Source organism: Thiobacter sp. AK1 (assembly GCF_039822265.1).
Taxonomy (GTDB): domain Bacteria; phylum Pseudomonadota; class Gammaproteobacteria; order Burkholderiales; family Thiobacteraceae; genus Thiobacter; species Thiobacter aerophilum.
The window spans coordinates 34,871-48,284 of sequence record NZ_JBAJEX010000002.1; the positions used below are offsets into that span (position 1 = coordinate 34,871).

The 13,414-nt window shown below is 66.5% G+C and carries 11 protein-coding genes and 1 tRNA gene; 4 read left to right on the forward strand and 8 right to left on the reverse strand.

Annotated features, from left to right (window positions below; translation table 11 throughout):
* Positions 1-645 carry an LON peptidase substrate-binding domain-containing protein gene (locus V6E02_RS03445; RefSeq protein ID WP_347307193.1) on the forward strand — a complete coding sequence of 215 codons (645 nt, stop codon included), beginning with the start codon at positions 1-3 and terminating at the stop codon, positions 643-645.
* 63 nt (positions 646-708) lie between these two features.
* Here the strand turns inward: V6E02_RS03445 and V6E02_RS03450 are convergent, their stop codons facing one another.
* Genes V6E02_RS03450 through V6E02_RS03460 form a run of 3 tightly spaced genes read right to left on the reverse strand, consistent with a single transcriptional unit; the run spans position 709 to position 4,800 of the window.
* Positions 709-1,218, reverse strand: a complete 510-nt coding sequence (locus tag V6E02_RS03450; protein WP_347307195.1) for an NUDIX domain-containing protein — start codon at positions 1,216-1,218, stop codon at positions 709-711.
* Position 1,219: 1 nt separating this feature from the next.
* Positions 1,220-2,092: a 4-hydroxybenzoate octaprenyltransferase gene (gene ubiA, locus V6E02_RS03455; protein ID WP_347307197.1), complete on the reverse strand. Its 873-nt coding sequence runs from the start codon at positions 2,090-2,092 to the stop codon at positions 1,220-1,222.
* Between the two features lie 53 nt (positions 2,093-2,145).
* On the reverse strand, positions 2,146-4,800 hold the full coding sequence (locus V6E02_RS03460; RefSeq protein WP_347307199.1) for a putative bifunctional diguanylate cyclase/phosphodiesterase: 2,655 nt from the start codon (positions 4,798-4,800) through the stop codon (positions 2,146-2,148).
* Positions 4,801-4,962: 162 nt separating this feature from the next.
* On the opposite strand from V6E02_RS03460, the gene trmB reads away from it, so the two are divergent.
* Together trmB and V6E02_RS03470 are read left to right on the forward strand one after the other, a co-directional pair.
* Positions 4,963-5,595 (forward strand): tRNA (guanosine(46)-N7)-methyltransferase TrmB, encoded by a 633-nt coding sequence (gene trmB / locus V6E02_RS03465; protein WP_347307645.1) that lies wholly within the window; start codon positions 4,963-4,965, stop codon positions 5,593-5,595.
* Between the two features lie 176 nt (positions 5,596-5,771).
* Positions 5,772-5,847, forward strand: a tRNA-Phe gene (locus V6E02_RS03470).
* A 199-nt stretch (positions 5,848-6,046) separates the two neighbouring features.
* On the opposite strand, the gene V6E02_RS03475 is transcribed toward V6E02_RS03470, so the two are convergent.
* Both V6E02_RS03475 and V6E02_RS03480 read right to left on the reverse strand, forming a co-directional pair.
* Positions 6,047-9,073 (reverse strand): efflux RND transporter permease subunit, encoded by a 3,027-nt coding sequence (locus V6E02_RS03475; RefSeq protein ID WP_347307201.1) that lies wholly within the window; start codon positions 9,071-9,073, stop codon positions 6,047-6,049.
* Positions 9,070-10,116 (reverse strand): efflux RND transporter periplasmic adaptor subunit, encoded by a 1,047-nt coding sequence (locus V6E02_RS03480; protein ID WP_347307203.1) that lies wholly within the window; start codon positions 10,114-10,116, stop codon positions 9,070-9,072. Before V6E02_RS03480 ends, V6E02_RS03475 begins: the two co-directional genes overlap by 4 nt.
* 59 nt (positions 10,117-10,175) lie before the next feature.
* On the opposite strand from V6E02_RS03480, the gene V6E02_RS03485 reads away from it, so the two are divergent.
* Positions 10,176-10,802 (forward strand): TetR/AcrR family transcriptional regulator, encoded by a 627-nt coding sequence (locus V6E02_RS03485; RefSeq protein ID WP_347307205.1) that lies wholly within the window; start codon positions 10,176-10,178, stop codon positions 10,800-10,802.
* 15 nt (positions 10,803-10,817) lie between these two features.
* Here the strand turns inward: V6E02_RS03485 and V6E02_RS03490 are convergent, their stop codons facing one another.
* Genes V6E02_RS03490 through gstA form a run of 3 tightly spaced genes read right to left on the reverse strand, consistent with a single transcriptional unit; the run spans position 10,818 to position 13,313 of the window.
* Positions 10,818-11,624, reverse strand: coding sequence for a DODA-type extradiol aromatic ring-opening family dioxygenase (locus V6E02_RS03490; RefSeq protein WP_347307207.1), 807 nt, complete (start codon positions 11,622-11,624; stop codon positions 10,818-10,820).
* Complete coding sequence (locus V6E02_RS03495; protein ID WP_430626769.1) at positions 11,624-12,682, reverse strand: alkene reductase; 1,059 nt, start codon at positions 12,680-12,682, stop codon at positions 11,624-11,626. Before V6E02_RS03495 ends, V6E02_RS03490 begins: the two co-directional genes overlap by 1 nt.
* Positions 12,683-12,698: 16 nt before the next feature.
* Positions 12,699-13,313: a glutathione transferase GstA gene (gene gstA / locus V6E02_RS03500; protein WP_347307211.1), complete on the reverse strand. Its 615-nt coding sequence runs from the start codon at positions 13,311-13,313 to the stop codon at positions 12,699-12,701.
* Positions 13,314-13,414 lie beyond the last annotated feature (101 nt).

Genomic DNA, 13,414 nt, shown 5'->3' on the forward strand with positions numbered 1-13,414 from the left:
ATGCTGCGCAAACTCCGTGACCGCATCGTGGATTACCTCCAGGAATCCGCCCAGGGCACGCCCTTCGATCTGCCCTTGTTTCCCCTCCACACCGTGCTGTTCCCCGGCGGCATGCTGCGGCTAAGAGTATTCGAGCCACGCTACATGGACATGGCCAAGGCCTGCCTCAAGGCGGATCGCCCGTTTGGCGTATGCCTGATTCGCGAAGGCGCCGAAGGGGGCGAAGCGGCCACGCCCCACGCCGTGGGCACCACTGCGCGCATCACCGACTGGCACATGCAGGCAGTGGGCGAGCTCCATCTCACGGTGGTCGGCGGCCAGCGTTTCCAGGTACTGGCAAACCAGGCACAAGCCGATGGATGGGTGGTAGCAAAGGCGCGGCTGCTACCGGTGGAGCCGCCCCTGGCGCTACCGTCTAAGCACGCGGCCTGCGCCGATGTGCTGCGTGCCATCGTGCAACAGGTGGGAGAGGAACGCTTTCAGCCACCCCTGGCCTTCGACGACGCGGTGTGGCTGGGCTACCGGCTGGCGGAGATGCTGCCCTTGAAGCTCGCCGCCAAGCAAAGCATGTTGGAAATGAACGACAGTCGCGTGCGTCTCGAAATCCTGCATCGCTTCCTGGGCCAGCAGGGTCTGGCGACCTGAGCATTTATCAGCCAGCCAAGCCAAGCTTGGCTTGCAAGCCAGCGGCATGACAGCTTGCCCGCGTCACGCGATGGATGCACGGATGGCGCGGCGCAGGCTCTCCTCCAGCATGGGCACGGTGTCGTAGTCGGCAAGGTTTTGCGGCTCGATCCACTCGAAATCGGTGTGCTCCCAGTCGATCTCGATGCGGGGTGTGCCGGCAAGCCGCGCCAGCATGGGAAAAAGGCGCCAGGTGCGCTCCCCACTTGGGTCGGTGTACTCGTATGGCTCGCCCAGGGCGAAATGGGCCACGCACTCGGGCGGCACACCCAATTCCGCCTTCAACTCGGCGCAGGCGAGCGCCTCCAAGGACAAGGCCCGGTCGATGAAGCCCGCCACCGTGCCCCACTTGCCCGGGTAGCTGCGCACCTTGGCGCTGCGCTTGAGGAGCAGGATGCGGCCCGCACATTCCACGAAACATAGCAGCACCGGCAGGCGGCGTGCCGAAGAGTAATCCACACGGCCCCCAGCCAGGCGCGGCAGGCCCTGGGCGAATTCTTCCAGAATAGCGGCGGTGTCCACCTTCACCGGCATGTCAGCGCAGGAGGTAGTCGAGGGCGATGCCAGCAAAAACCGCCGCGCCCAGCCAGTTGTTATGGAGAAAGGCCTTGAAGCAGCCTTCGCGGCTGCGGTCGCGGATGAGGCGATAGTGGTAGAGGGCTATGCCGCCCGCGACGGCGAGTCCCGTGTAGTAGAGGGTCCCCATGCCGAGGCGTTGTCCCGCATAGGCCAGCACAGCCAGCAGGGTGGCGTAGCAAAGCATCACCGCTGCCACGTCGAAGCGACCGAAAGTGATGGCCGAGGTCTTGATACCCAGCTTGAGATCGTCGTCCCGGTCCACCATGGCGTATTCCGTGTCGTAGGCGATGGACCAGAACACATTGGCCAGCAAAAGCAGCCAGGCGATGGACGGCACCGTGCCGGTCTGGGCGGCATAGGCCATGGGAATGCCAAACCCAAAGGCGATGCCCAGATAGGCCTGGGGTACGGCGAAGAAGCGTTTGGTCCAGGGGTAGCTCGCCGCCAAAAGCACGGCGGGCACGGATAACACCCATGTGAGGCGGTTCAAAGGCAGGATCAGCAGGAAAGCCGCCAAGGCCAGCGCCCCAGCGAGCACCAAGGCCTCGCGTGGGCTCACACGCCGCGCGGCGAGGGGCCGCTCCCGCGTGCGCGCCACGTGGGGATCGATGTCGCGGTCGGCGTAATCGTTGATGACGCAGCCGGCCGAGCGCATGAGTACGGTGCCCAGCAGGAAGATCCACAAGATCAGGGGGTCTGGGTGACCGGCCGAGGCAAACCATAAGCCCCAAAGCGTGGGCCAAAGCAAAAGCAGGATGCCGATGGGCTTATCGAGCCGCATCAGCTTCTCGTATTGGTTGAGTCGCTCGGCAAGCGTCGCGCTGTTCACAGGTCTTGCTCGGGCCGGGGGATTTTTCCTTATAAACCGGCCGCGTGGACCGGTCAACCCGCGCCGCTGGGTGCCAGCAGACGCGCCATCAGGGTGTCGGCTGGCAGCGGTCGGCTGAAGTAGTAGCCCTGGTATTCGTCGCAGCCACGCTCACGCAGAAAGGCGAGCTGCTGTTCCGTTTCCACCCCTTCCGCGACCACGCTACAGTCCAGGCTATGGGCCATGGCGATGATGGCGGTGACGATGGCCGCATCCTCCGGATCCGTAGCCAGGTCGCGGACGAAACTGCGGTCGATCTTGATCTTGTGGATGGGAAAACGCTTGAGGTAGCTCAAGCTGGAGTAACCGGTGCCGAAATCGTCCACCGAGATCTGGATGCCCATGTCGGACAGTACAGTGAGCACCCGGATCGCTTCCAGGGGATTGGCCATCAGCAGGCTTTCGGTGATTTCCAGTCCCAGCTGTTCCGGCGCGCAATCCGCCTCGTCGAGGGCCCGCCGCACCACGCTCACCAGGTTGCGGTGGGCGAACTGGCGCGCCGATAGGTTCACCACCACCCGCCCCAGGGGAACACCCATAGCCTGCCAGCGCTTGAACTGGGCGCAGGCCGCCTTGAGCACCCATTCGCCGATGGGCACGATGAGCCCCGTCTCCTCCGCCACCGGGATGAAACGATCGGGCGCCACCGCTTTGCCCCCTGGCTGCCAGCGCAGCAGCGCCTCGGCACTCCGTACCACGTCGCCATCGAGCGCGACGATGGGCTGGAATTCCAGGTGGAACTCACGCCTGTCGAGCGCGTGGCGCAGGCTGGTCTCGAGCTCGAGGCGTTCGCGCGCGGCGCGGTTCATTTCCGGCGCGAAAAACTGATAATTGCCACGCCCGGTGCCCTTGGCGTAATACATGGCGGTATCAGCATGACGCAGCAGGGTATCCACGTCCTGCCCGTCCTCGGGATACACCGCCACGCCGATGCTCGCGCCGGTGTGCAGCGCCTGGCCATTGATCTGGTAGGGTGCGGACACCGCGGCGAGAATCTTGCTCGCCACCATGGCCACGTCCTCGAAACGGGTGACCGCCGGCAGCACAACGATGAACTCATCGCCACCCTGACGCGCCACCGTGTCACCCTCGCGCAGGCAACCGGAGATACGGTTCGCTACCGTTTTGAGCAGGATGTCTCCCACCTGGTGACCCAGGGAATCGTTGATGGTCTTGAAGTGATCGAGATCCAGGAACAACACGCCCACGTGGTCGCCGGCACGCGCGGCACGCACAATGGCCTGCTGTAGCCGATCCTTGAGGAGGATGCGGTTGGCCAGGCCGGTGAGTGGGTCATGGTGCGCCAGATGCAGCATGCGCGCTTCTTGCGCCTTGCGCTCGGAAATATCGCGCACCGCGGCGATGTAAAGGCTCTGACGCCGGCATTGCAGACGGCTGACGCGAATCTCTAAGGGAAAGACCGTGCCATCGTAGCGTCGCCCCATCATCTCGCGGCCGGTCGCCGTGGGGGTGGCATCACCACTGTCCACGAGACGTTCGAAACACTTACCGTCCTCGCCGCAGGCATCGGGAATCAGCTGGCCCACGTTGTGTCCCAACACCGCCTGCGGCGGATGGCCGAACATGCGCTGGGCCGCCAGGTTATAGGTTTGCACCTCACCCTTGGCGTTCACGGTGAGGATGCCCTGATCGACGCTATCCAGCACTGCCCGGCTGCGCGCCTCGCTTTCCGCCAGCGATGCGCCCATGGCCCGTGCGCGCCTCTCCGACACCAACACTTGACGTACCAGCGGCAGCACCTGCCAACGCAGAAGCAAAGCCCCCAGCAGCACCAAGCCAAGCACCAGCGGCAGCCAGGGCAGCAGCCGCCCCTGCATGGGCACGAACAGCTCCGCCGTATCGGCCTTCAGCACCGCGCCCAGGCCCATGGTGCCCACCGGTGCGAAAGCAGCCGCCACCCACTGCCGGCGATAGTCGCGTGCGAACGTAAAGCCCGCCTCACCCGCCAGCGCCCGCGCCATGGGTAGAGGCTCGCCCTCCACCCGGCGCGGCAAATCTCTAAGCGGTCGCGACAGCAAGCGCACCGGCAGGCAGTCCATGTGGTCATTGCCCTTGCCAGCGCACAGGGCAAACTCGCCGGTTTGCCCCAGCCCCCGGTAGCCGCTGGTGAGCGCTCCCAGCAAAGGCGCCGCGCGGCTGGCGGTGAGGGTGCCGCGCCAGCCACCAGCAAGTTCCACCCGGCTGCTGAGGCGTGGGCCATCCGCCCATTCGATCCAAGTGGGCAGCGTGCCCCGCACGGGCAGGGCCAGCTGCGACTCGCCCGAGACCGGGCCGAACTGGGCCAGCTGCCGCCCCGCGCCGTCGGCGAAGCGCAGTCCATAGCCTGCGCTTACCCGCACCGCCGCCACCGCGCGGCGCAGGGCAGCCAGAGCCTGGGCATCCCGCGGCGCCCGCGCCAGCCGGTCCAGGGCACGCTGGACTGCCTCATCCTGGGTCAAGGCCAACACCACGGCCTCGTGCTCGCGAATCTCCCGTTCCACCAGGGCCACATGACTGCTCAGGGTGAGCTCCAAACTGCGCGCCACCCAGGCTTTGCTCTGGCTCACCGTCAGCCACCACGTGGCCATGCCCGTGACCGCAGCCAGTAGCGCAAGCACCAGGGCCGCGCTGAGCGTGATGCGCCGTTCCTGCACGGAATGGAAGAACATCGTGCCGTTCGCCAAAGAAGGTCGATCGTGTGATAACGGCAGACCCGCTCGCTTCTTGAGGGGCGGCCAGGGTGCTTGCAGTACAATGCGCAGTTTTGGATAGCAGCCGTGTCCCAGGCCACCCATCGTCCCATCCGCAGTTTCGTGCTGCGTGCCGGCAGGATGTCACGCGCCCAGAGCCGGGCGCTCAAAACCCTGCTGCCCGTCTACGGCCTACCCTACCGGCCGCAATGGTTGAATCTGGACGAGGTCTTCGGGCGCCACGCCCCGCGCATCCTGGAAATCGGCTTCGGCATGGGCGAAACCACCGCCGCCATCGCGTGCGACCATCCGGAGCTCGACTTCATCGGCGTGGAAGTGCACACCCCCGGCATCGGCAGCCTGCTCAAACAGATCCACGAAAAAGCGCTTACGAACGTGCGCATCATCGCCCATGACGCGGTCGAGGTGCTCGCCCACATGATCCCGCCGCAAAGCCTCGACGGGGTGCACATCTTCTTTCCGGATCCGTGGCCGAAGAAGCGACATCACAAGCGGCGCCTCATCCAGCCAGCGTTCGTGGCCCTGGTCGCCGACCGACTCAGGCCGGGCGGCTACCTACACATCGCCACCGACTGGCAACCCTATGCGGAGCAAATCCTCGCCGTGCTATCGGCACAGCCGCACCTGGAAAATACCGCTGCCGGCTTCGCCCCCCGTCCCTCCTGGCGGCCGATCACCAAGTTCGAATCGCGGGGCCTGAAGCTAGGGCATGGCGTGTGGGACGTACTCTTTCGCAAACGCGCCACGCCTTGACGGATCACCGCCTTTTCGGTTGTAATGTCGCGCTTTCCCGCCGCGGGTGGAGTGGTTTTGACGACTTGCGGCCACGTCGCTCAGTTGGTCGCGCAGCAGATAAGTTGCGGTGAAGGGTAACGTGAGCGAAGCGAACGTTAGCCGGAACCAAAATCCGCGTCACGGCGCTAGTTTTGGGCCAGGTAGCTCAGTTGGTAGAGCAGCGGACTGAAAATCCGCGTGTCGGCAGTTCGATTCTGCCCCTGGCCACCAATCCCAAAAGCCCGAACCCGTTTCGGGCTTTTTTACGTCCGCCGTGAGCGCCAGTTCGTGTCTTGACAGACATGGCGCCATTCGCCCAAAGCGCGTGCGTTGCCGCGTCTGCTGCCACCTTCTCTCCCGCAGGCAACTGAGCACTGCGCAACGTTCCCGTCAAGCCTGTCCGCTTTTTCGACGCCAGCACGCAGCGGGATCAGGTCTCCAACCCGAACCACAGGGCATACAGCGCCGGCACGAACAGCAGCGTGATCGCCGTGCCCACGGCCACACCGCCGATCAGCACGTAAGCGAGCGGGCCCCAGAAGCTGTCGAAGGTGAGCGGCACGAAGGCGAGTGCCGCGGCGAGCGCCGTCAGCACCACCGGCCGGGCACGGCGCACCGCGGCCTCGACCACGGCTTGCAGCGCCGGCAGGCCTTCCGCGAAGTTGTCGGAGACCTGTTGTGTGAGGATGAGGGTGTTGCGCATCAGGATGCCGGCCAGGCCCGTGAGTCCCAACAGGGCGACGAAGCCGAATGGCTGGTTGAACACCAGGAGGGCGAGGACCGCGCCGATCAGTCCGAGCGGCGCGGTGGCGACGACCATGAAGGTGCCGGCGAAGGAGCGCATCTGCAGCATGATGAAGATGAGCATGAAGGCGACCATGGCCGGCTGCAGCTTCTGGATGGAGCGGTCGGCCTTGGTCGATTGTTCCACCGAGCCGCCGATGTCGATGCGATAGCCCGCCGGAAGGCTGGCCCGGATCGATTCCAGCTTGCGCCAGACGGCGGCGGTGACGTCGTTGGGCTGCGCGCCCGCCACGTCCGCCTGCACGGCGACGAATGGCTCGCGGTTGTAGCGCTTGATCACCGGCGCCTCGTAGCGCACTTCCAGCTTGCCCACCTGGTCGAGGGGAAGCTTGCGGCCATCGGCGGTGGTGAACTCGTAGGAATAGGTCCTCGCCGCGCCGCGGGCGATTACTTCCACGGTACGCACATCCTGCCGCACCTGGGTCACCGGCACGCCGTTGAGCTGGAACTGCAACTGTTGGGCGACTTCCAGCGGCGTGAGTCCCATCAGGCGCAGGCGCTCCACGTCCATGGCCAGATGCAGGGTGGGCGCGCGCTCGTCCCATTCCAGATGCGGGTCGCGCACGTGGGGGTTGGCCGCCATCACCGCGCGCACCTCGTGGGCGATGCGGCGCAGTTGGTCGGGATCGGGACCGAGGATGCGAAAGCTCACCGGCCAGATCACCGGCGGGCCATACAGCAGGCGATAGACGCGCACCCGCGCCTCGGGAAATTCCCCGTTGGCGATGTGGCGCGTAAGCGTCGCCATGACGCGGTCGCGTTCCTCGGCATTGCCCGCCACGGCGATGATCTTGGCGAAGGCGGGATCAGGCGGCTCCGGATTGGCCGAGATAAAAAAACGCGGCGCGCCGGCGCCCACATAGGCCGACAGCGTCTTCACCTCGGGCAGGGGCGCGAGAATGGCCTCCACCTTCTTCGCCACGCGGTCGGTGGCGGCGATGCTGCTGCCTTGCGGCAGGTAGATGCTGACCAGCACCTCCGGCCGGTCGGAGCCCGGGAAGAACTGTTTCTGCACCGGGCCGGCCAGCCCCGCAATGGCCAGCACGAGCAGGCCCACGGTAGCGCCGACCACGGTCTTGCGGTGGGTCACGCACCAGGTGATGAGGGCGCGCAGACGCTGGTAAGCGGTGGTCTGGTAGGGGTCGATTTCACCGTGGCCGCTGTGGGGAAAGTCGCGCAAGAGCTTCACGCCTAGATAGGGCGTGAACGTCACCGCCACGAACCAGGAAACGATCAGGGCGATACCCAGCACCCAGAAGATGTTGCCCGCGTACTCGCCCACGCCCGAGCGGGCGAAGCCGATGGGCAAGAAGCCCGCCACCGTCACCAGGGTGCCGAACAGCATGGGCGCGGCGGTGACGGTCCAGGCGTGGGCCGCGGCACGCACGCGCTCCCAGCCCTGCTCCATTTTCACCAGCATCATCTCCACCGCGATGATGGCGTCGTCCACCAGCAGGCCCAGGGCAATGATGAGCGCGCCCAGGGTGATGCGGTCGAGGTTGATGCCCATCAGCTTCATCACCAGGAAGGTGATGCCCAAGGTCAGCGGCACAGCGATGCCGACGATGAGCCCGGCGCGCAGGCCGATGGCGAGGATGCTCACTCCCATGACCACGGCGACGGCGACGAGGAACTTGATCTGGAACAGATTCACCGCGGCTGCGATGGCATTGGCCTGGTTGGTGAGCACCGTGAGCGACATCCCCAGCGGCAGCGCGTGGCGTTCCCGTTCGACGAAATCGGCCAGACGCTTGCCGAGTTCCAAGCCGTTCTCGCCCTTGTTCATCACCACCCCCAAGAGCACCGCATCCTGGCCACGCGCCCGCACCAGATAGCTGGGCGGTTCCTCATAGCCGCGACGGATGGTGGCGATGTCGGCAAGCTTCACGAGCCGCTCGCCGATGCGGATCGGCACCGCCGCGAGTTGCGCCGGGTCCGACAGGTCGGCGTCCACGCGCAGATACAGGCGTGGGCCCGCCGTCTCGATGTGCCCGGCCGGCACCAGCCGGTTGTTGGCGTCGATGGCGTCGAACACGGCCTGCGGCGAAATGCCCAGGTTGGCGAGGCGTGCGCTGTCGAATTCCACATACACGCGTTCGCTGCGCTCACCCAGCAACACCGCCTTCTGCACGCCTTCGATGGCCTGCAGCCGGTCGCGCAGGGCTTCGGCCTCGCGCGTCAGCTCGCGCATGGGCATGCCCGGTGCGGTGAGCGCCATCAGGTTGAAATACACATCGGAAAAGTCGTCGTTGACGATCGGCCCGATCACCCCCTTGGGCAAGTTGGGCGCCTCGTCCTGCATGCGTTTGCGCACTTGATAGAAGAGGTCCTGGATGCGCGACTGCGGCGCGTAGTCCTGGAACTCCACCTGCAGATCCGCCCGTCCGGGACGCACCGTGGTCTCGATGCGGTAGAGGTATTCGACTTCCTGGATGCGTTTTTCCAGCCGGTCCACCACCTGTGTTTGCAGCGTCTCGGGGGTCGCGCCCGGCCACACCACCGACACCATCATCACCCGCACGGTGAAGGCCGGGTCCTCGGCGCGGCCCAGGGAAAGAAAGGCATAGACGCCGGCGAAGACCGACAGCAACAAAAAGAACAGGGTGACGGCGCGCTCGCGCACCGCCAGCGCGGAAAGATTGGGGAAACTCATTGCGCCAGCTCGCGCACCGCCATGCCGGGCGTGAGCAAATGCGTGCCCAGGGCGATCACCCTGTCACCTGGCTTAAAGTCGCCGCGCACACGCGCCTGTTCCGTGTCCATGCTCAGGATGGTCACCGGCACCGGCTGGGCCTGGCCGTTGACGATGCGCCACAGCCGCGGCCCCTGCCCGCGCTCATCGAGCGCGGAAAGCGGCACGCTCAAGCTGGAATCGCTCGCTTCGCCCGTGCCGAAGGCCACCCGCAGCACGGCGCCGAGCGCCAGGGGCGCCTGCGCGCCCTCGACCCGGTAGCGCGCCCGCCAAGTGCGGCTTTGCGGATCCACTGCGCCGGAGACTTCGCGCAGACGCAGCGTGCCCGGCGCATCCAACAGCCGGCCGCTTGTCGGCGGCCGAATCTGCTCGGGGAAATATGCCTCGATCTCGCGTTCGCCTTCGCGCGCCAGCACCGCCACCGGCTGGCCCGCGGGCACCACCTGGCCCGGTTCGCCCGTCACCTCGGTGAGCACCCCTGCGGCAGGCGCGCGCAGCTGCGCATAGGCGAGACCGTTGCGCGCCTGGGCGAGCCGCGCCCGCGCCGCTTCCAGCCGGGTGGCCGCTTCCCGCTCCGCGAGCACGCTGCGGTCCAGCGCCTGGGCGCTGACGAATTTCTGCTCGAAGAGCTGGCGCGCCCGCGCCAGGTCTGCGCGCGCCGTGGCCAGCGCCGATTCCGCCGCGGCCACATCGGCCCGGGCGGCCTCGACACCCTGTTGGAGATCGCGCGGATCGAGTTCGAACAGGGTCTGCCCTGCATCGACACGCTGGCCGGCATCCGCCCGCCGGCTGGTGATGCGGCCACCGACCTGGAAGGCCAGCGGCGTCTCGAAGCGCGCACGCACGATGCCCGAGAGCACCAGTCTGTCGGCCGCGGCCGGCGCGAGCGCGACGGTGCGGACATAGGGCGCGCTCGCCGCGTCCGTGGTGGTTTTGTCTTCGCGACCACAGCCGGCCACGAGGGCACCGGCCACACAGGCCCACAGCAAGGAACGCAGGTGCATGCTCGATCCCGGTGATATAGTGAACGTCCGCGTATTGTAATGGATAGGGGAGCCGTACGGTGCCAAAAAAACGGGCGGGCAGACCGATCGACCGCAGCAAGGACGGCGCCATACTTCGCGCCGCCCGCGCCCTGCTCTTCACCCACGGGCCGCAGGCCGTGACCATGGAAGCCGTGGCGCAGCGCGCCGGCATCTCCAAGGCCACGCTCTACACGCGCCATCCTGATCGGTATCACCTCCTGCGCGCAGTGGTCGCCCGGGAATCCTTCGCCTTGAGCCGCAGCCTGGAACAGGCCCCACGTGACCTGAACGAATTGCGCGCGGCCCTGGTGAGTTTCCTGACCGATCTTGCGACATTTCTCGTGAGCAAACACCATCAGCGCCTGATGCAGGCCATGGCGCTGCCCGCCTCGGCCCTGGCGAGGGCGCGCCAGACCATTTACCGCAACGGTCCGCAGCGCACCCAGCGCATGCTGGCGGACTATCTCGAAGCAGCCGCCGCGCAGGGGCTGATCGCCTGCCCCGATCCCGCGCACAGCGCGGAGCTGCTGCTCGGCATGATGATGGGGCTCAACCCTCTGCGCCTCGCCTTCGGCACGCCGACCAGGCATCGCCGGCGGGCAGAGCGGGCGTCCCACGCCCAGCTCATCGTGCGCGCCTTTCTATCCCTGCACGCGGTGCAGTGATGCCTCCAGTCGAGTTCAGCCGAAACGGAACGCGCTTTGCACCGCGCCCAGCACGCGGTCCTCGAAAATCTTCGCGCCGGGCGCATTGCCCCCGGCGCCCGCGACAACCAAAAGCGGGATCAGGTGCTCTTCCCGCGGCGCGGCCTCACGGGCCCCGGGGGCGGATGACCAGGCGATGAGACACCGCTCCCGCTCTACCGCATCCGCTTGGGTGACCGTCTCGGTAAGCCAGGCGTCGAAATCGAGTCCGTGCGTGGTGAGCGCACCGCTCTGCCAGGCCCGCAGCATCACCTGCATGTTGTGATAGCTGTTGCCGGAGCCGAGGATCAGCACGCCCTCGTCACGGAGCGGCATCAGGGCCTTGCCGGCGGCGAGATGCGCCGCGGGGTCGAGATCGGCGCGCAGGGAAAGCTGCACGCAGGGGATGTCGGCCTCGGGGAAGGCGAGCTTGAGCGGCACGAACACGCCGTGGTCGAAGCCGCGCCGCTCATCGAAGCCACAGGCAAGCCCCGCTGCCTGCAACAACCCGGCCACCTGCTCGGCGAGCAGCGGCGCGCCGGGCGCCGGCCAGGTGAGTTGGTAGGTGTGCGGCGGAAAACCGGAGTAGTCGAACACGAGGGGCGGCGCGGGATGCTTCTGCACGGTGAACTGCGGTGCTTCCCAGTGGGCCGAGATCACCAGCAAGGCGCGGGGCCGCTCCGGCAGGGTGGCGGGCAGATTTTCCAGAAAGGCGCGATGTCGCGCCCAGGTATCGGGCGGCTCCCAGTCCATGAAGAAGCACGGCCCGGCGCCATGGGGAAGGTACAGCGTGGGTTGGCGCATCAGAGCTCGGTGTAGCCCTTGGCGTCCGGCGTATAGAAGGTGGCGGGATCGGCGGGTTGGATCTCGCCGCCCGTCTTGAGCTTCTGCACCAGATCGGGGTTGGCGATGAAGGGCCGGCCGAAGGCGACGAGATCGCCCTTGCCCGCGGCGAGATCCGCTTCGGCGCGCGCGGCGTCATAGCCGCCGGAGAGGATGTATCTGCCTTTGAAGGCCGCACGCAGTTGGGCCTTGAGTTCGTCGCTCACCGGCGGCGCGCCCATGGAGCTGTGATCCACCACGTGGATATAGACGAGGCCGATGTCGTTGAGGGCTTCGATCAGGCGCAGATAGAGCGCGTCCATCTCGGCGTCCGGCGTCATGCCGTTGAATACGCCGTAGGGCGAGATGCGCATGCCGACGCGCTCGGCGCCGATGGCCTGGGCCGCCGCACGGGCTACCTCCACCGCGAAGCGGATGCGATTGTCGATGCTGCCGCCCCAGCGGTCGCTCCGGTGGTTGGACGCGGTGTTGAGGAACTGGTCGATGAGGTAGCCGTTGGCGCCGTGCAGCTCGACGCCGTCGAAGCCCGCCGCCAGGGCGTTTCTGCAGGCGGCGGCATATTCCTGGATGGCTGTTTCGATATCCGCTTCGCTCATCTCCGCGGGCACGGGATGGGGCTGCGGGCCTTCGCTGTCGGTCCACATCTCGCCCGGCGCGGCGATGGCCGAAGGCGCGAGGATGCGCGCGCCCGCCGGCAGGTTGGCCGGATGCGCCACCCGCCCGCAGTGCATGAGCTGCACGAAAATGCGTCCGCCTGCCTGATGCACGGCGTCCGTCACCTTGCGCCAGCCGGAAACTTGCGCTTCGGAATAGAGGCCCGGAATGCGGGCATAGCCCAGGCCGTCGGGCGAGGGCGAGGTGCCTTCGGTGATGATGAGCCCGGCCTCGGCGCGCAGGCTGTAATACTTCGCCATCAGATCATTCGGCACATTGCCCAGCGCCCGGCAGCGGGTCATGGGCGCCATCACGATGCGGTTGGGCAGATGCAGGGGACCGAGTTGAAGGGGCGTGAACAAGATCGTCATGGCGTTTTCCTTATTTTGCGGGGACCAGGCCTTCGGCCGCGAGCGCGGCCTGGACGGCGGGACGGGCCGCCACGCGGCCCAGATAGGCGAGGAGCGCCGGCCAGGGCGCGAGGTCCACATTCACATATTCGCCCCAACCCAGCACGGTGAAGAGATAGGCGTCGGCCACGGAAAAATCCTGGCCCATCGCATAGGGACCGGTGCCGAGCTTGCGCTCCACATGCGCGAGGCGCTGGGCAAGCTGTGTCTGGATGATCGCTCTGGCTTCCTGCGGAAACGCCCGGTTGAACAGCGCGCCGAACCCCTTGTGCAATTCGGTGGAAATGAAATTGAGCCACTCCATCAGGCGATAGCGTTCCAGCGTGCCGGCGGGCGGCGCGAGGCGTTTTTCCGGCACGCGGTCGGCCAGATACTGCACGATGGCCGGACCCTCGGTGAGGATGCTGCCGTCGTCGAGCTGCAGGGCCGGGACATACCCCAGCGGGTTGATAGTACGGTAGTCGGTGCCGGTCTCGGTCTGCTTGCTCTGCAGATCCACGCGCTCCAGCCGGAAATCGAAGCCGCCCTCGCGCAGCACGATGTGCGGTGAGAGGGAACAAGCGCCCGGGCTGTAATAGAGCTTCATGCGGGTCTCCTCGTGGTTCATTTGCGGGTGTTGGTCTTATAAAGTAACCTTGAGCGTCGCACAAGAAGGCACCGCCGCCGCCCCTGGTTACCTGCGAGGAA

Coding starts and splice junctions, on each gene's coding strand:
- trmB (WP_347307645.1), top strand. CDS start 4,963: ATGTCACGCGCCCAGAGCCGGGCGCTCAAAACCCTGCTGCCCGTCTAC.
- V6E02_RS03450 (WP_347307195.1), bottom strand. CDS start 1,218: ATGCCGGTGAAGGTGGACACCGCCGCTATTCTGGAAGAATTCGCCCAG.
- gstA (WP_347307211.1), bottom strand. CDS start 13,313: ATGAAGCTCTATTACAGCCCGGGCGCTTGTTCCCTCTCACCGCACATC.
- V6E02_RS03480 (WP_347307203.1), bottom strand. CDS start 10,116: ATGCACCTGCGTTCCTTGCTGTGGGCCTGTGTGGCCGGTGCCCTCGTG.
- V6E02_RS03460 (WP_347307199.1), bottom strand. CDS start 4,800: ATGTTCTTCCATTCCGTGCAGGAACGGCGCATCACGCTCAGCGCGGCC.
- V6E02_RS03445 (WP_347307193.1), top strand. CDS start 1: ATGCTGCGCAAACTCCGTGACCGCATCGTGGATTACCTCCAGGAATCC.
- V6E02_RS03475 (WP_347307201.1), bottom strand. CDS start 9,073: ATGAGTTTCCCCAATCTTTCCGCGCTGGCGGTGCGCGAGCGCGCCGTC.
- V6E02_RS03490 (WP_347307207.1), bottom strand. CDS start 11,624: ATGCGCCAACCCACGCTGTACCTTCCCCATGGCGCCGGGCCGTGCTTC.